Source organism: Streptomyces sp. NPDC127084 (genome assembly GCF_042724175.1).
GTDB lineage: Bacteria > Actinomycetota > Actinomycetes > Streptomycetales > Streptomycetaceae > Streptomyces.
In genome coordinates, this window is the sequence record NZ_JBHXFA010000147.1 from 1 (window position 1) to 17,712 (window position 17,712).

Sequence of the window (17,712 nt, forward strand, 5' to 3'; positions counted from 1 at the left end):
CTGGCGGAACGCCCCGCTCAGCCCCTGAGCAGGGCCGGAACCCCGTCCGCGGCCGGCTTGTCGGCCCGACCCGCCATGCTCGCCTCGCGGCAAGTGGTCCCTCTAAGGGACGAAGGTTGGGCCCGGGGGCTTGGATCGAGCCGGTGCCACAGACAGGCTAACAAAGAGTCCCGGACGGTGATTCCGCCCGACCGGAGTTGACCCGGAGTTGACTCCGAACGGAGCCGCGGCGGGCTCCGAACGGCCGTACGACCTGCCTGGCGGAACTCCCCGCTCAGCCCCTGAGCAGGGCCGGAACCCCGTCCGCGGCCGGCTTGTCGGCCTTCGCCGAGACCACCGTGAGCTGCTGGGTGGCCCGGGTCAGCGCCACGTACAGCACCCGCAGACCCGCGGCGCTCTCCGTCCCTGCGGCGCCGTTCCCGGAGCGCCCGTTCTGGGAGCTGCCCGCCACGATCTCCGCGGGCGACACCACGATCGTCGCGTCGTACTCGAGCCCCTTGGCCTCCAGCGAGCCGAGCGCCACCACCCGGTCACCCAGGCCGTCCAGCCAGCGGGCCGCCTCGGCGCGCCGGTCCATCGCGACCACCACACCGATGGTGCCGTCCACCCGCTCCAGCATCCGGCGCGCCTCCTCGCGCACCGTGCGCTCCAGGTCGTCCCTGGCGACCGTGAAGCGCGGCACCACTCCCGTGGAGCGCACCGCGCGCGGGGACCGCGCCCCTGGCATGGCGAGCGCCAGCACCCGGGCGGCGAGCTCGGCGATCTCGGAGGGGTTGCGGTAGTTCACCGTCAGCTCGAAACGGCGGCGGGGACGGCTCCCCAGCGCCTCGTCACGGGCCGCGGCCGCCTCGTCGGGGTCCGGCCAGGAGGACTGCGCCGGATCGCCCACGATCGTCCAGGTGGCGTGGCGTCCGCGCCGGCCGACCATGCGCCACTGCATGGGTGTGAGGTCCTGCGCCTCGTCCACGATGATGTGGGCGTACTCGGTCCGCTCGGCCGCCAGCCGTTCGGCCCGCTCGCGCTGCGTCTCCTCGCGCTGCGGCATCAGCTCCTCCAGACCGGTGAGCTGGTCCAGCGGGTCGAGTTCCCGCCTCTTCTTCGGGCGGGCCGGGGTGCCGAGCAGCGTCTGGAGTTCGTCGAGCAGCGCCACGTCGTGTACGGAGAGGCCGTCGCGGCCGAGGCTGCGGGCGATTCTGCGCACCTCGCCAGGATTGAGGATCCTGCGCGCCCAGCGCCCGAGCCGCTTCTCGTCCGCCATGGCGTCCAGTACGGCGGACGGGGTGAGCTCGGGCCACCAGGCGTTCAGGAAGCCGATGAAGCTGTCCTCCGTCGCCACGTCCTCGTCGAAGGAGGACCGCAGCTCGGCCGCGAGCTCCGGGTCGCTGTGCCGGGCCGCGGCGCCGGACCGCGCGTACAGCGCGTCCAGCAGCAGCCGGCGGGCCCGCGGGCGCAGCAGGTTCACCGGCGCGGTGCCGCCGAGCACGTTGTGGCGGATGCGCTGGAGCTCGTCCGCCTCCAGTTCGAGGCGGCGTCCGAAGGCGACCACGCGCAGCCGCTCGGGGGCCTCGCCCAGCTCCAGCGCGCCACGGGCGGCCTTGCGCAGGACCTTGAGCATCCGCGCGGAGCCCTTGACGCGGGCGACGGCGGGATCGTCGTACGCCACGGCCTCCACGCCGTCGACCAGGGAGCCGACCGCGCGGATGGCGACCTGCCCCTCCTCGCCCAGGGACGGCAGCACGCCTTCGGTGTACGCGACGAGCAGCGGGGTCGGCGAGACGATCAGGATGCCGCCCGCGTAACGCCGGCGGTCCTGGTAGAGCAGATAGGCGGCGCGGTGCAGCGCGACGGCCGTCTTGCCGGTGCCTGGCCCGCCCTCGACGTAGGTCACGGAGGCGGCGGGCGCCCTGATCACGAGGTCCTGCTCCGCCTGGATGGAGGAGACGATGTCCCGCATGGTGTGGCTGCGGGCCTGGCCGAGCGCGGCCATCAGCGCCCCGTCACCGATGACGGGCAGTTCGGCGCCGCCGAGCAGCGCGGTGACCTCGGGGCGCATCAGGTCGTCCTCGACGCCCAGCACCTTGCGCCCCTTGGAGCGGATGACCCGGCGGCGCACCACCCGGCCGGGGTCGACCGGGGTCGAGCGGTAGAACGGCGCGGCGGCCGGTGCGCGCCAGTCGATGACCAGCGGCGCGTAGTCGGCGTCGAGCACCCCGAGGCGGCCGATGTGCAGGATCTCGGCGATCTCGGCGGTGTTGTCCTCGCGTACGGCGTCGTCGGCCGGTTCAACCGATGTGTAGGCGCCGTCGGGACCACGCTGGCCGGTCTTGCCGAGCAGCAGGTCGATCCGGCCGAAGAGGAAGTCCTCGAACTCGTTGTTGAGCCGGTTGAGGTGGATACCGGCGCGGAAGACCTGGGCGTCGCGCTCGGCGAGCGCTCCGGGTGTGCCGACCTGGCCGCGTTGGGCGGCGTCGTGCATCAGGAACTCCGCCTCGTGGATCTTCTCCTCAAGGCGGCGGTACACCTGGTCCAGATGTTTCTGCTCGACACCGATCTCACGATCGCGGACCGTGTCGACTCTGGTTCCAGCGGATCTGGTACCAGCAGCTTCCTGCGCGGACACCGAAGCCCCCTTCTGACGTGCACTGGGCAGCCGTCAACCGTACGCGAAGGGGGCCTCTCGTGTCAGGTGATGAAGGTCAGCCGTCGACCTCCACCAGGCGTTTTCCATCGAACGTACGGATCTCGAAGTGATCGATCTCGTTCCGCTCCATGGCCGTGACGCCATTGACGTACAGCGGCTTCTGCCCCTTCTCGTCGGTGGCATCCGCGAGGCCGTAGCCCCACTCGGGCACGTTCCAGGAGCCGACGACCTCTTCCCGGCCGGCCTTGGAGACCACGATCAGCTGGCACTTCTCCGGGCCCTTGACGTTCTTGAGCTCCATGACCGTGCGGGTGCCGTACGGCTTCTGCTCCAGACCGATGGTGGCGCTGACCTTGGTGGCGGCGTCGGTGTTCTGGACCTTCTCCGACACCTGGTTGAAGAACGCGTCCTCGGCGGCGCTGCTCGGACTGGGCGTGGCGGTGACGCCCGCCTCCGCGTCGTCGTCGGTCACGACGACCGCGAGGGCCGGCCCGCCCAGGATCAGGACCGCCGAAGCGGCGATCATGAACATGCTGCGCTGCCGCTTCCTGGCCCGCTTGACGGCGACCTCGCCGACGAGCTTGTCCAGCATCTGGGGACTGGGCGCGGTCGGCACCACCGGGGCGGCGGAACGGCGCGGCGGCTCCATGAGGGTGCTGGTGAACGGCAGATCGGCCGCCGGCGCCTGCGAACCGCCAGGCTGGCGCTGACGCGGCACCGCGCTCGGCGCCTCAGCCAGCATCGCCAGCATCGGCGCCATCCCGGAGAACTCCTCGAGGTGGGCGGCGCAAATGTCGCAGCCCGCCAGATGCGCCTCGAAGGCGGTGGCTTCCGCGTCGTCCAGGATCCCGAGGGCGTACGCCCCGACGGTCTCGTGGATCGAGCCCTGCTCGGATGGTTCGGACTGCGGGGGCTGCCCGAGCTGACCGGACTGACCTGACTGTCCGAACTGCCCAGACTGACTGAACTGCCCGAACTCGCCGGACTGCCCGAACTGTCCGTATGGATCCTGTGTGTTCATGCCGTGACCCCCCTCTCCTCCAGAGCGAGCTTCATGGAACGCAACGCATAGAAGACACGGGACCGGACGGTCCCGCTCGGTATGCCAAGCGTCTCGGCCGCTTCGTTGACCGTACGCCCCTTGAAGTACGTCTCGACGAGTACTTCCCTGTGCGCCGGGGTCAAATCATCAAGCGCATCCGAGAGCGTCATCAGCCACAACGCCTTGTCGATCTCGTCCTCCGCAGGCATGACCTCCAGCGGCGACGGGTCGACCTCCTGCGGCCGGGCCTGCCGGCTGCGGTGACCGTCGATGACGATGCGGCGTGCGACCGTCACCAGCCAGGGTCGGACAGAGCCGGTCGCCCTATTGAGCTGTCCGGCGTTCTTCCAGGCACGAATGAGCGTCTCCTGCACCACGTCCTCGGCGCGCTGGCGGTCGCCGGCGACGAGACGGAGTACATAGGCGAGGAGGGGTCCGGCATGCTCCTGATACAGCGCGCGCATCAGTTCCTCGTCGGGGACGGAGGAACTGGCGCGCGTTGTCGCAGCTCGATGCCGGGCCTGCCTGGAACGGTCATCGGCCACGGCGGCATCCTTGCGCACCTGAACCTCCCGGTCGAGACCCTGATTGTTGTCTGGGCTGCTTCCCTGTCGCCTCTCACTACGGGGGCGGACCGCGTTCGTCTCAACGCAAACGCGATTTTCTTCCAGGATTTTTCGACGGGGCTCTCGGGACGAGCATCTCCCCAGGTCACAATGCCTGTCCGCGGGCAGCCGTGAGCACGCTCACACGGCCGTCCCGGCCCCCGCCCCGGACTCACGCCGGGCACGCCCGAGTTGAGCCGCTCCAGTCAGACTTTCCCGATCGCCGCCCGGCGCCGGTGCCGCGCCACCCGCTCCCGGTTCCCGCACACCTCACTCGAACACCAGCGCCTCCGACGCCCGCGCGAGGTGTCCACATAGACCCGCCGGCACCCGTCACCTTCGCAACGCCGCAGCGCCGCGCGGGCCACCGGATCAGTGAGCAATTCCACAGCGTCGCGCGCCACGGCGGCGAGCAGCCCGGCGCACTCGGGCCGACTGAGCGGAGCCCGTACGAGAGCCCCGTCGGCCGCCCGTACGGCCCTGACGGCAGGCGGCGGCGCGGCGGCGAAGGCGTTGAGCCGGGCGAGGGCGATGTCGTCGGTGCGCCCGTCGATATGAGCGTGCACCAAGCGCGCCACACAGCCGCGCAGTTCGAGGAACACCGGAACCCAGCGCGCGGTCACCGCGTCCAACGGCGTCCCGACCGGCAGCAACCCGGCCTCCCCCAGCCACCGACCGAGCGCCCCGGCCCCGCCCGGCGCCACCGCCACCAGATCCAGGCAGACCCGCCCGGCCTCGAACCGTGCTGCGCACCCACTCACCACCGCGGCCATGCGACCAGGGTGCCCCCGTCGTGGTGTCACGGGAATACCGCGTACCGGTCAGGTCCGGGGGACGCCCCGACGCTTCGGACCTCGTCCTACCTGGCGAGCCGGGCCGGCGTGTCCTCGTCTTCAGCACGCCTACCCTGTCGGGGGTCCTCGACGGCGGCGGCCCGGGCTCCCGCTCTGGATCCGGCAGCAGCGTTGTCCGGCCGAGCGATACGGACCAGCGGCCGGCGGTCCGGCGGAGGCCCCCAGCCCCGGAAGGGCCGCCTACTCCTCCGCGTACTTCGCGTCCGCCGCCGGGTCCAGTGCCAGGCGGTACCCCCGCTTCACCACGGTCTGGATGAGCTGGGGCGTACCAAGTGCCGTGCGCAGCCGGGCCATCGCCGTCTCCACCGCGTGCTCGTCACGTCCCGCGCCAGGCAGCGCACGCAGCAGGTCGGGGCGGGAGACCACCCAACCCGGGTGGCGGGCCAGGGCGTTGAGGAGGGCCATGCCGGCGGGCGGTACGGGGCGCAGCTCGGTGTCGACCAGGACCGCGTGGCCGCGGATCTCGATGCGGCGGCCCGCGACCGGCAGGACGCGTGAGCGGGCGGGGAGTTCGAGGCAGAGGAGCTGAACAAGCGGACCGAGACGGAAGCGTTCGGGCTGGACCGTGTCCAGGCCGCGGGCCTGGAGTGGCAGGGCGGTAACCGGGCCGACGCAGGCCGGGAGCACATCGTGGCGGAGGGCGTCGAGCAGTTCCGGGAGCAGACCGCGCTCCTCGGCGCGGGAGAACATCGAGGCGGCTGCCGGTGCGCTGGTGAAGGTCAGGGCGTCGACCTGGCGGGCCACGGTGGTGTCCAGCAGCCGGTCCAGCGGGCCGGGGTCCTCCGGCGGCATCCAGCGGTAGACCGGGACGACGACGACCTCCGCTCCCCCGGCCCGCAGCGCCTCCACGAAGCCCGGCAGCGGTTCGCCGTGCAGCTGGAGGGCGATACGGCGTCCGTCGACGCCCTCGGCGAGCAGCCGGTCCAGCACCTCGGCCATCGACTCGGACGACGGCGACCACTCCTCGGTCAGTCCGGCCGCCCGGATCGCACCCTTCACCTTCGGTCCGCGCGCCAGGAGTTCGACGCCGCGCAGACAGCCGAGCAGTTCCTCGCCGCAGCCCCAGCCGTCCGCCGCCGCCACCCAGCCGCGGAAGCCGATCGCGGTGGTGGCGACGACCACGTCCGGTGCGTGGGCGATGAGTTCCTTGGTCGCGGCGAGCAGTTCACCGTCGTCGGCGAGCGGCACGATCCGCAGGGCTGGCGCGTGCTGCACCACGGCGCCACGCCGCTGGAGCAGCACGCCCAGTTCGTCGGCGCGCCGGGCCGCGGTGATCCCCACGGTGAAACCGGCCAGGGGACCCACCGCGGGGGTGTCGTGCTGTTCGTCGTACATGCCGACCGAGCCTGGCAAGGGAGCGTGACAGGCTCGGATCGGCGGTATTTCCGGGCCGTTACGAGGCACCGCGGCTCACACCTCGGCGTAGCTGAGCTGGGGCTTCGCCTCGGCGCTCGCCACCGGTGCGGGAGTGGCCGCGGGCCGCCGAAGGTATACCGCCCAGGTGACGGTGAAGCACACGGCGTAGCTGAGCAGGAAGGCGACGAACGCGCCGGTCCCGGTGCCCACGGTGAGGAACGACTGCCGGAAGGCGAGGTTGATCGCCAGCCCGCCGAGCGCGCCGACCGCCCCGATCAGCCCCATCGCGGCGCCGGACAGCCTGCGACCGTACGCTTCGGCGGCCTCACCGGCCATGCCCTTCGCCAGCGCCTTGGCCTTGAAGATGGCGGGGATCATCTTGTACGTGGAGCCGTTGCCGAGCCCGCTGAGCACGAACAGGGCGATGAAGCCGACCAGGAAGACCGCCAGGGACTCGGCCACGGAGGCGTAGATGACGGTTCCGGTGGCGGCGGCCATCCCGGCGAACGTCCACAGCGTGATCCGCGCCCCGCCGAAGCGGTCGGCGAGCGAACCGCCAACCGGCCTGATGAGGGAGCCCAGCAGCGGCCCGACGAAGGTCAGCGACGCGGCCTGGAGAGGGGTGCGGCCGAACTGGGTCTGGAGTACCAGGCCGAAGGCGAAGCTGTAGCCGATGAAGGAGCCGAAGGTGCCGATGTAGAGGAAGGACATGATCCAGGTGTGCGGATCCCGGACGGCTTCCTTCGCCGCCCCGGTGTCGTTCTTCACGGGGGCGAGGTTGTCCATGTACAGCGCGGCGCAGAGCGCGGCCAGCACGATCAGCGGCAGGTAGACCCCGAGCACGAGCCGCGGATGGGCGGCCCCCGCGGTCCCGATCACCAGCAGTCCGACGAGCTGCACCACGGGCACGCCGATGTTTCCGCCGCCCGCGTTGAGCCCGAGCGCCCAGCCCTTCTTCCGCAGCGGGAAGAAGGCGTTGATGTTGGTCATGGACGAGGCGAAGTTCCCGCCGCCGACCCCGGTGAGCGCCGCCACGACGAGGAACGTGCCGTACGAGGTCCCGGGCTCCATCACCGCGTAGGCGGCACCGGTCGGCAGCAGCAGCATCAGCGCGCTGAACACCGTCCAGTTACGCCCGCCGAACCGGGCTACGGCGAAGGTGTACGGCACCCGGATCACCGCCCCGACCAGGGTCGCGGTCCCGATCAGGAAGAACTTCCCGGCCGGGTCGATCCCGTACTCGGGCCCCATGAAGAGGACCATCACCGACCACAGGGTCCAGATGGAGAACCCGATGTGCTCGGAGAGCACGGAAAAGACCAGATTGCGGCGGGCGATGCGCTCGCCCTGCTCCGCCCAGAAGACCTCGTCCTCCGGGTCCCACCGCTCGATCCACCTGCCACCACTGCTGCCACGGCCCATGGCACGCCTCCCTCGCATTCGGGTTTGTGGTTCCGAAGCTAGAGAGGGCGGGTTTCAGGCCCGTGGCACGAGGTGACCGGTGTGGAACCTTGCTCTCACCGGAGGCGGAGGGCGGGTGTGAGCAGCGCTGAGGCGCCCGGCTTACGCGACCCGGGCGCGCCGGCGCTTCCTGCTGCCGGCGCCGTTCGGCCACAACCGGGGCTTGCGCTTGGCCGCCACGTCCTCCAGCCAGCCCACGCTGACGATCATCAGGCCGATCAGCGGCCAGACGGCGATGAGCATCAGGTACACGTACACCGACTCGACGAAGCCGCCCAGATGCGCGTCCACGTAGGGGATTTCCCACAGGAGGTCGATGATCGGGATCGTCGCCATGATCAGCATGTTGTGCCAGAGGTAGATCGTCACGGCACGGTTGTTGGCGAGGGTGACCAGGCCGTCGAAGCGGGCCAGTCTCCCGGGCAGTTCCCGCCAGGACGGCGAGTAGATCAGCAGGATCACGCAGAAGCCGAACGACCAGGTGGCCTGGGCGAGCGGGATGTCGTTGAGGTCCCAGCCGTCCTCGCCCAGGTGCCCCGAGGCCCACCACAGCCCGAAGGCCATGATCAGCGAGGAGAAGGACACCGCCGCATAGCGCGGGACCTTCTCGAACATCCCCTCCTGGTGGGCGAACCCGAGCACCCAGCAGGAGCCGTAGACGGCGAAGTCGGTGATCGCGTTGCCGGTCTCGCCGGGGATGGTGAGCAGCCCCGAGCCCACGATGGCGGTCAGTCCGAGCGGCGCGAGCAGCGTCGCCCAGGGTGCCCTACGGAAGGCCCACAGCAGCAGCGGCGAGGCGATCACGAACCACAGGTAGGCGCGGATGTACCAGAGGGGCCCCGCGGCCTGGACGGCCCAGGTCTGCTCCAGCAGTCCGGCGTTGTCACCGCTGTGCCAGGGGAACGGAGGTGCGCCGACCGGGACGACGTACCAGGCGAGCTTCACGAACCACCAGATGCCCTCCTCCTTCAGCGGCTTCCAGCCGAAGTAGAAGATCAGCGGCAGCACGATCGCGGAGAACGCCCACATCGGCGGCAGCAGCCGCCGCACCCTGCCCCGGATCACCTCCCATGCGGGCCGTGCCAGCGAGCGCGCCATCAGGGAGCCCGCCAGTGCGAACATCACGCCCATGGAGGGGAAGAGGACGGTCAGCCAGGCCCAGCCGAAGATGTGGTAGACGACGACGCGGACCAGCGCGATGGTGCGCAGCAGGTCCAGGTAGCGGTCACGGCCGGGCCGCTTGGGCGCGGTCGCGGTGGCCGGGCCCGCGTCCTGGGGCGCGACCCGATTCCGGGTCGGGCCCGGGTCTTGGACCCCGCTCGGGCCGTGGCTCGGAAACGGGTCCTGGCTCGGGATCGGCAACGGCTCTGAGGCCTGGTGCCGCGGACTCGCCTGGAGTCCCGCCCGGAACCCGTCCCGCGCCCGGGTCCCGGTCTGCGCCCCGGGCTCGGGACCGGACTCGGGACCGGACGGGGACGCGCCGCGGTGTCCCGCCTGATGCCCGTCCTCGGACAGGCCGCCCAGATCGATGCGCTGGGTGGTCACGCGACGGGCCTCCGGTCTTCGCTGCTCTGACGCGGGCTCGGAATCGAGCCGGGCGCCTCCACCACGCCCGTGCGGCGGAGCTTCTGCCAGCGAAGCCGGCCGCCGGTGAGCGCGGTGATCCAGGACTGGAGCAGCACCACGTACATGAGCTGCCGGTAGAGGATCTGCTGGAGGGGCAGCGCGATCAGATGCACCATGCGTTCCTTGTCGAGCCGGAACGCGTACGCGGCGCAGGCGGCCTGGATGGCGAGGACGCCGAGCCAGGCGACGACGGTCTTCTGCGTGGGGCCGAAGACCAGTCCGTACAGCAGGAACACGTCGATAAGCGGTGCGAGCAGCGGGAACAGCACCATGAACAGCGAGACCAGCGGCAGGCCGACCCGGCCGAAGCGGCCGGACGGGCCGCTCTCGATCACGGCCCTGCGGTGCTTCCAGATGGCCTGCATCGTGCCGTACGACCAGCGGTAGCGCTGGGACCACAGCTGCTGCACGCTCTCCGGCGCCTCGGTCCAGGCACGTGCCCGCTCGGCGTAGACGACCTTCCAGCCGTCGCGGTGCAGCGCCATGGTGATGTCGGTGTCCTCGGCGAGGGTGTCGTCGCTCATACCGCCGACCCGCCGGAGAGCCTCGCGCCGGAAGGCGCCGACCGCGCCCGGGATGGTGGGCATGCAGCGCAGCATGTCGTACATCCGGCGGTCCAGGTTGAAGCCCATCACGTACTCGATGTGCTGCCAGGCGCCGATAAGGGACTCGCGGTTGCCGACCTTGGCGTTGCCGGCGACGGCGCCGACACTCGGGTCGCCGAACGGCTGGACCAGTTCGCGGACCGTCGACGGCTCGAAGACCGTGTCGCCGTCCATCATCACGATGATGTCGTGGCGGGCGTTGCGGATGCCGTTGTTGAGGGCCTCCGGCTTTCCGGCGTTGGCCTGGCGGACCACCCGGACGTTGGGCAGCCACATGTCGTCGACGAGGTCGGCGGTGCCGTCGGATGAGCCGTCGTCGATGACGATGACCTCGATGGGGTGGTCGCTGGCCATGAGCGAGCGCACCGTGTTCTCGATGCACTCCTTCTCGTTGTACGCGGGGACGAGGACGGTCACCGGTTCGGTGACCGCCGGGCCCCAGCGGAAACGGCGGCGGCGCACCTTGCGGGCGTGGCCGAAGGAGAGCAGCAGCATCATCCCGAAGCGCACGAAGACCAGGACGCCGATCACGGCGAGACCGACGGTCAGGGCGCTGGTGGTGCGCTCGGAGACCGCGACCGCCCCCACCCAGGCCTTGCCCTTCCACAGCTCCGGGCCGGTGACCTTGGTGTGGGCGCTGGGTGCACCGAGTGCCTCGGTGAGGTTGGTGAAGTGGTAGCCCCGCTTCTGCATCTGGGGCAGGAAGCGGTCCAGCGCGGCGACGGTCTGGGAGCGGTCACCGCCGGAGTCGTGCATCAGCACGATGGAGCCCTTGGTGCCCTTGGGGGTGGCACGCTCGATGATCGCGTCGACGCCGGGGCGCTTCCAGTCCTCGCTGTCGGTGTCGTTGAACGCGGTGATGTAGCCCTGGCTGCCGACGTACTCGGTGATCGGCCAGGAGTTGTCGTCCTGGGCGGCCGAGAACGAGGAGTACGGCGGCCGGAAGAGGGAGCTGCGGATACCCGCGGCACCGGCGAGGGCGAGCTGGTTCTGGGTGAGCTCCCAGTCGATGCGGCTCTCGGACTGGAAGGAGAGGTCGGGGTGGTTGAAGGTGTGCAGCCCGATCTCATGGCCCTCGGCGACGATCCGCTCGACCAGTTCGGGGTGGCGCGAGGTCATGGTGCCGGTCACGAAGAAGACGGCGTGTGCGTCGTACCTCTTCAGCTTGTCGAGTACCTGGGGCGTCCAGACGGGGTCGGGCCCGTCGTCGAAGGTCAGCACCAGCTTCTTGTCCGGGACGCTCAGCGCCTTGGGCGCGCCTCCCGCGCGGGCGTCGATGACCGGCCCGCCCTTGAGGATGTTCTCGGGCACGTTGTCGCTGGAGGCCGGAGGCCGTACGCGATGGTCGGCGAGGATCTCGCTGTGCACATAGCCGCGCAGCATCAGCATGGCGAGCAGCGCGACGAGGAACAGTGAGGGCAGCAGATAGCGCATGGGCAGCCTGCGTCTGACGGCCGTGCGCTGTCTCTGCGGACGCGCACGCCTGCCGGAGGTGGTCATCTACTGTGCGCCTTCCAGGCCCTGCTGGCCGCCGTCGGCTCCGGGCGGGTCGGCCGGCGGTTCTTCCGTGGGTTCCGTCTCGGTGTCGGTCGGAGGGGCGGGCGGCTGCTCCGGCCCGGGCTCCTCGTCTCCCGCACCGTGGTCGGCGGGAGTGGACGCGGTGGGCGGTGTGACGGGGTTGTCGGTGTCCCCGGTGCCACCGGAGGTGGCGGGTGCGGCCTCGGCGGGTCCGGTGGTGTCGGTGCCGGCGTCGGCCGCGGCGGAGGCGCGCGCCCCCGCGCTGCCGGCGGTGCCGCTGGTCGTGCCGCCCGGCTGCCGCTCGGGGGCGGTGCCGGTGGAGTCGTCGAGAGAGGGGGCTCCCGGGGAGGCCCCCGGGACGGCCTTGCCCGTGGGCGAGCCGGTGGGAACGGGCTGCTCCTGGACGGTCCCGGTGTTCTGTTCGCCCTCGGGGCCGGGTATCAGCAGCCAGGGTGCCCTGGAGTTGCCGCCGATGAGTGCGGCGACGAGCGTGATGGCGTAGCAGGCGCAGGCGATCGCGAGCACCCAGCCGAGGCGGCGGAGCTTGCGGCTGCGTCGACCGCTCTCGTCCACGAACACCGGTCCGTCGGAGGATTCCTGACCGGTGGACGCCCCTGGCCGGCCCGCGGAATGAGCGAGACGACTACGCTCCGTGAGCTGCTGGCCAAGGCCGTCGAGCTGGACGGTGAGCTCGTTGAGCCCGTCGAGATCCCGGAGTTCAACGGCCGCGAGCTGGACAGTGACCTCGCCGGACGCCGGATCGTTGAGCTCATGTACAGGCCCACGGCGGGCAGCTTCTCGCCAAGTTTCCACTGAAGAACGCCATCCCCCACTGAACGGAACCGGGCGCGCGTATGGCCGGATCACGGCCACCCGACGCGGCCCCGACCGCGTCCAAGCAGCCGCTAACCCATGTGGCACCCGGGACCATGAATGTAGCGCACAGTGCTTCCGCTTGTGTTGGCGTATCAGCTGTTGTCCGTAATTAGTGATCGGTCTGTGTCCGGCAGCCAGGCTCCAGGGATCATTTTCAGCCAGCCTTCCTTGGCGGCGAGCCGGGTGGCCGCGAGCCGTAGGGCGTCGAGGCCCGGATGTCTCAGCCCACGCCGCCAGACAAGGGAAAGCGGCGACAGCGGCACGGGTGCGACAAGCGGGCGCAGCACGGCTCCCGGCATGGGCGGGAAATCGGTTACTGCGAGTACAGGGCAACGGGTTTTGGCCATCATCCGGTGGAACTCCTCCTTCCCCAGCGCCAGCGGCGCCGGAGGCGCCACTTCGATCCCGCGTCCCTCGAACAGCCGTCGCGCCAGGTCGGTCCACTCGAGCGTCTTCGGGTTGCCCGCTCCGGCGTAGATCCGCTCGCCCGCGAGAGCGTCCAGCTCCACACGCTCGTATCCCGCCAGCGGGTGATCGGCGGGCAGCAGTACGGCCATCGGCTCGAATCGCACGAGCTGGTGTTCGAGGTGTGAGCGAATGGATGATTCGAGTCCGGCGAACCTCCCGAAGGACACATCGAGGCGTCCGGCGACGATCTCCGCCGCCGCCCCGGTCAGCCCGCTCTCGAAGCGGGCCATCAACTCGCTGCCGGGTGCGAGCGCACGGGCACGCTCCAGCACCCGCCCCGTCGTCATCCCCTCGCTGTTGAGATCGACGAGCAGCGGCCGAGCGGCGTCCGTGAACACGGCGGCCAGCTCGTCATGCGCCGCCAGCACCCGGCGCGCGTACGGGAGCAGCCGCTCCCCCTCGGCGGTGAGAGTCACCTGCCGGGTGGTGCGTACGAACAGCTCGGCACCCAACCCCCGCTCCAGACGCCTGATATCCCGGCTCAGCGCCTGCTGGGCGGTGAAAAGCCGGGCGGCGGCACGGGTGAAGTGCAGTTCGGTGGCGACGGCGACGAAGGCGCGCAGCAGCCGGGGGTCTACGTCCTGGGCCTGGGGCATGCGGGGGAATTTACAACAGGGGTGCGTCAATCGGCTCCGAACAGGTGTTGGACCGCGGCGGCCGGCCCCGGCGAACCTTGATCCATGCCTCAGATGACCACTCCCACCCAGCCGACGACAGCTCCGCGGATGACCACCTCGGGTGGCACGCTGGTCCTGGCGCCGCCTTACCGGGAGCCGTGCGCGAACGGCCCCGCGCGTGCCGGGCACGGGGCACGTACGCCCGACAGGGCACGCCCAGCGCGGCCGACCCGTCCGCCTCGCAGCGCTCGCCCGCCGGGACCGTACGCACGTCTCTTCCGCATCCCCGGCGCCCGCGGCTTCACCATCGGCAATCTCATCGCCCGTCTCCCCATGGGGATGTTCGGCGTGAGCGCCGTGATCATGATCGCGGGGGCGCGGGGCTCCTACGCGCTCGCCGGGGCCGTCACCGCGACCGGCCTCGCCGCCACCGCGCTGGTCGCGCCCTGGACGGCCAGGCTGGTCGACCGGTACGGGCAGGCGCGGGTCGCCGTCCCGGCCACCGCGCTCGCCGTGCTCGGCGAACTCGCCCTGGTGCTGTGCGTGCGCTACGACGCTCCGGTCTGGACGCTGTTCGCCTCGTACGCGGCGACCGCGACCGTGCCCAACACCGGCGGGATGTCCCGGGCCCGCTGGGCCCACCTGCTGAAGGACGACCCCGGGGCCCTGCACACCGCCAACTCGTTCGAGCAGGCCGCCGACGAGCTGTGCTTCATGCTGGGCCCGGTGCTGGCAGCGCTCCTGTGCGCGGCCCTCTTCCCGGAGGCCGGCACGGTCGCCGGGGCGGTGCTGCTGCTCACAGGTGTGCTGCTGTTCTCGGCGCAGCGTTCAACCGAACCTCCGGTGGCGCCCCTGGCATCGACCGGTACGCCCCTGCGGATACCCGGGATGGCTCCACTGCTGGCCGTGTTCCTCGCGACCGGCGCGGTGTTCGGATCCATGGAGGTGGTGACGATCGCGTTCGCGGACGGCCCGGCGGCGGGCCCGGTGCTGGCGCTCCAGGCCGCGGGCTCGTGCGCGGCGGGACTCGCGTACGGCAGGGTCCGGCGCGGCGCCGGACTGCGAGGCTGCCTGGCGGCGATGACGGCCTTGATGGCGCTGCCGCTGGTGGCGGCGGTGACGACGGGGTCACTGGTGGCCGTGGCGGCTGCCCTGCTGGTCGCGGGGATGGCGACGGCGCCGACGATGGTGACGGGGATGGGCGCTGTGCAGCGCCTGACCCCGGCGGGCCGGCTCAACGAGGGCATGACCCTCGCCGTGACGGCATTGCTCGGCGGTATCGCGGCGGGGTCGGCGACGGGCGGCTGGCTGGTGGAGCACGCGGGTGCGGCGTACGCCTACGCCGTGCCGGTCACGGCGGCGGGGCTCGCCTTGGCGCTCGCCCAGCCGCATACGTCGCCCTCGCCGAAGGGCTCGGCGTGCCACTGGTCACCGCTGACGCCAGGATCCGGCGGTCAGACGTCGCCCGCATCCCCGTCCAGGTGATCTGAGGATGCCGGGCGTGTGCTCAGGCTCACCGCGAGCCCGCATGGCAAAGGCCCGGCCGTGAACGCCGGGCCTTGCCCATATGGGGCCAGGGTCCTGGGCGCGACCCCGGAATGCCTCGCGAGTGGCGCAGCCCCCGCCCGCGCGGCGCAGCCGCGCGACAACACACGAAGGCGACGTGTGCCCGCGTTCTTCGGGGGCGCACGTCGCCTGTCGTATTCGTGGAGATGGCGGGAATCGAACCCGCGTCCAACGGTGCGGAATCAGGGCTTCTCCGTGTGCAGTCCGCTGCGCTTTTCTCGGCCCCGGAGATCACGCGGACAAGTCTCCGACGGGCTCAGTCACTGTGTGGTTTCCCTCTACACCCCGTGACCGGGCCTAGAGGTTGAGTTCCCTAGCTGATGCCAGGATCCGAGTCGGGAACAGCCCCGGGCTGACACTTCGCAAGTCGCTACTTAGGCAGCGAGGGCGAAGGAATCGCGCTTGGTGTTGGCGATTATTGGTTTCGGCGCGTGGTTTACGAGATCATTGCCGCTTCCTCGACACGCTTCCCCTGCTTCGACATCCGCTGTCGAAACCGATCATCCCCATGTGCATTTTTCAAAAAGCGCCCTCTTGCCGAGGACAGGTCCATCGTACGTGACCGACGCACCACGGTGCCAGCGTATTCCTCCGGCAGGGGCGCGCCGGCTCCCGCGCGGTCAGGCGCGCTGGCGGCGCCGGGCCGCGGACACCGCCCGGTCCGCCTCACGGCGGTCCTGCTTCTCGCGCAGCGTCTGCCGCTTGTCGTACTCCTTCTTGCCCTTGGCGAGCGCGATCTCGACCTTGGCACGCCCGTCCTTGAAGTACAGGGCGAGCGGCACGATGGTGTGCCCCGTCTCCTGGGACTTGGACTCCAGCTTGTCGATCTCGGCGCGGTGCAGCAGCAGCTTCCGCTTGCGCCGGGCGCTGTGGTTGGTCCAGGTGCCCTGGCTGTATTCCGGTACGTGCACGTTGTGCAGCCACGCCTCATGGGCGTCGATGTGGACGAACCCGTCCGCCAGCGAGGCCCGCCCCTGGCGCAGCGACTTCACCTCGGTACCCATCAGCACGAGACCGCACTCGTAGGTGTCGAGGATGTGGTAGTCGTGCCGCGCCTTCTTGTTCTGCGCGATCAGCTTGCGCCCTGTTTCCTTAGCCATAGTGCGGTCATTTTCGCACTACGACCCGGTGCCGAGGCCACTCAATACCGTACGGGCGCGCTCCTGCGCCTCCTTGCCGGCTACGAGGTCCGGGGTGATCCCCTTGCCCTCGACATCACGTCCGGCCGGGGTGCGGTAGTGGCCTACGGTCAGCTCGGCGACCGATCCGCCCGGCAGCTCCTCGGGCATCTGCACGGAGCCCTTGCCGAAGGTGCGCGAACCTACGGTGACGGCGCGGCCACGGTCCTGCAGAGCCCCGGCGACCAGCTCGGCGGCGCTCATGGTGCCGCCGTCCACCAGGGCCACGACGGGTCTGTCCGTATCGCCGCCGGGTCGGGCGTACAGGGCCTTCTGCTCCCCGTGCACGTCGTAGGTGGCGACCAGTCCGCCGTCCAGGAACGCGGAGGCTGCCGTGACGGCCTCGGAGACCAGACCGCCGCCGTTGCCCCGCAGGTCGAGCAGCACACCCGCGCCCGCCGGGGCGTCCCGTACGGCTTCCCGCACCTGCTCGCCCGAGCCTTTGGTGAAGGCGGCCACCTTGATCATCACCGCGTTGCCGTCCAGCTTCCGGACCGTGACGGCCTCGGTGGCCAGCCGGGCCCTGCGCAGGGTGCGGGTCCAGGCGCGCTCACCGCGCTGGAGACGGAGAGCCACCGCCGAACCCGCCGATGCGCCCTTGCGGTCGCCGCGCAGCAGGGCGACGACCTCGCTGACCGGGCGGCCGTCTATCGAGACCCCGTCGATCGCGCGCACCTGGTCCCCGGTCCGGATCCCGGCCCGCTCGGCGGGACCGCCGCGCTGCACCCGGGCGACCTCCACCCGGCCGTCCGGCCCGCGCCTGGCCCAGAGGCCCACGCCGGTGTACGCGCCGTCCAGGGCCTGTGCGAACTCCTCGTACTCCCCCTTGTCGTACACCGCGCCCCAGCGGTCTCCGCTGCGGCTGACGACCTCCTCGGCCGCGTCCACCGCGGACTTGCCGTCCGCCACGGCCTCGGCGGCGGCACGGGCCACCTCGTCGCGGTCGGCCATGGGGGCCGCGGCGGCACGCGCCGCGGGCACCTGGTCCGGCTCCGCCGGGCCACGCGGCAGCAGACCGGTCGCCGAAGCGGTGACCAGCACACCCGCGAACACCAAGGTCAGGGCCGCCCCTCGGCGGACTCCGCGAGGGAATTCCCGGGGCATCAGAGGTGATTCGGGGCCCAACATGGCGCCCACTCTAGGACAAGCGGAGGGCGGCCGGGCTGAGGGTGTACGGAAAAAACCCCGCCCCCGCGGAGCGAAAAAAAAAAAAAAAAAAACAAAAAAAAAAAAAAAAAAAAAACAAAAAAAAAAAAAAAAAAAAAAAAAAAAAAAAAAAAAAAAAAAAAAAAAAAAAAA

At 70.6% G+C, this 17,712-nt stretch carries 14 protein-coding genes and 1 other RNA gene; 2 read left to right on the forward strand and 13 right to left on the reverse strand.

What is annotated here, in order from left to right:
• Positions 1-274: 274 nt before the first annotated feature.
• The 9 genes from ACFWI9_RS27195 to ACFWI9_RS27235 all read right to left on the reverse strand — a co-directional run bounded on the left by ACFWI9_RS27195 (position 275) and on the right by ACFWI9_RS27235 (position 12,281).
• Entirely contained in the window at positions 275-2,620 is a 2,346-nt protein-coding gene (locus ACFWI9_RS27195) for a HelD family protein (RefSeq protein WP_387165886.1), read from the reverse strand.
• Between the two features lie 76 nt (positions 2,621-2,696).
• A complete protein-coding gene (locus ACFWI9_RS27200; RefSeq protein WP_387165888.1) occupies positions 2,697-3,662 on the reverse strand; it encodes an anti-sigma factor family protein in 966 nt (321 codons plus the stop codon).
• Complete coding sequence (locus ACFWI9_RS27205) at positions 3,659-4,246, reverse strand: sigma-70 family RNA polymerase sigma factor (RefSeq protein WP_338677024.1); 588 nt, start codon at positions 4,244-4,246, stop codon at positions 3,659-3,661. Before ACFWI9_RS27205 ends, ACFWI9_RS27200 begins: the two co-directional genes overlap by 4 nt.
• Positions 4,247-4,494: 248 nt before the next feature.
• The gene (locus ACFWI9_RS27210) at positions 4,495-5,061 is read right to left on the reverse strand and encodes a CGNR zinc finger domain-containing protein (RefSeq protein ID WP_387165890.1); all 567 of its coding nucleotides are present in this window, start codon (positions 5,059-5,061) and stop codon (positions 4,495-4,497) included.
• A gap of 261 nt (positions 5,062-5,322) precedes the next feature.
• Complete coding sequence (locus ACFWI9_RS27215; protein WP_387165892.1) at positions 5,323-6,477, reverse strand: uroporphyrinogen-III synthase; 1,155 nt, start codon at positions 6,475-6,477, stop codon at positions 5,323-5,325.
• A gap of 75 nt (positions 6,478-6,552) precedes the next feature.
• Entirely contained in the window at positions 6,553-7,920 is a 1,368-nt protein-coding gene (locus ACFWI9_RS27220; RefSeq protein ID WP_387165894.1) for a nitrate/nitrite transporter, read from the reverse strand.
• 141 nt (positions 7,921-8,061) lie between these two features.
• Positions 8,062-9,504, reverse strand: a complete 1,443-nt coding sequence (locus tag ACFWI9_RS27225) for an acyltransferase family protein (RefSeq protein WP_387165896.1) — start codon at positions 9,502-9,504, stop codon at positions 8,062-8,064.
• A complete protein-coding gene (locus tag ACFWI9_RS27230) occupies positions 9,501-11,690 on the reverse strand; it encodes a glycosyltransferase (protein WP_387165898.1) in 2,190 nt (729 codons plus the stop codon). The genes ACFWI9_RS27225 and ACFWI9_RS27230 overlap by 4 nt, the downstream gene beginning before the upstream one ends.
• Complete coding sequence (locus ACFWI9_RS27235) at positions 11,691-12,281, reverse strand: hypothetical protein (protein ID WP_387165900.1); 591 nt, start codon at positions 12,279-12,281, stop codon at positions 11,691-11,693. It lies immediately after the preceding gene.
• 57 nt (positions 12,282-12,338) lie between these two features.
• Here ACFWI9_RS27235 and ACFWI9_RS27240 point away from each other — a divergent pair, with 57 nt between their 5' ends.
• The gene (locus ACFWI9_RS27240) at positions 12,339-12,524 is read left to right on the forward strand and encodes a hypothetical protein (protein WP_387165901.1); all 186 of its coding nucleotides are present in this window, start codon (positions 12,339-12,341) and stop codon (positions 12,522-12,524) included.
• Between the two features lie 152 nt (positions 12,525-12,676).
• Here the strand turns inward: ACFWI9_RS27240 and ACFWI9_RS27245 are convergent, their stop codons facing one another.
• The gene (locus tag ACFWI9_RS27245) at positions 12,677-13,648 is read right to left on the reverse strand and encodes a LysR family transcriptional regulator (protein WP_387165903.1); all 972 of its coding nucleotides are present in this window, start codon (positions 13,646-13,648) and stop codon (positions 12,677-12,679) included.
• 129 nt (positions 13,649-13,777) lie between these two features.
• Between ACFWI9_RS27245 and ACFWI9_RS27250 the strand changes: the two genes are divergently transcribed.
• On the forward strand, positions 13,778-15,154 hold the full coding sequence (locus ACFWI9_RS27250) for an MFS transporter (RefSeq protein WP_387165909.1): 1,377 nt from the start codon (positions 13,778-13,780) through the stop codon (positions 15,152-15,154).
• Between the two features lie 219 nt (positions 15,155-15,373).
• Here the strand turns inward: ACFWI9_RS27250 and ssrA are convergent.
• From ssrA to ACFWI9_RS27265, 3 genes are all read right to left on the reverse strand, one after another.
• Positions 15,374-15,743, reverse strand: a transfer-messenger RNA (tmRNA) gene (gene ssrA, locus ACFWI9_RS27255).
• A 112-nt stretch (positions 15,744-15,855) separates the two neighbouring features.
• A complete protein-coding gene (gene smpB, locus ACFWI9_RS27260; protein ID WP_387165905.1) occupies positions 15,856-16,335 on the reverse strand; it encodes an SsrA-binding protein SmpB in 480 nt (159 codons plus the stop codon).
• An 18-nt stretch (positions 16,336-16,353) separates the two neighbouring features.
• A complete protein-coding gene (locus ACFWI9_RS27265; protein WP_387165907.1) occupies positions 16,354-17,541 on the reverse strand; it encodes a S41 family peptidase in 1,188 nt (395 codons plus the stop codon).
• Positions 17,542-17,712: the final 171 nt, after the last annotated feature.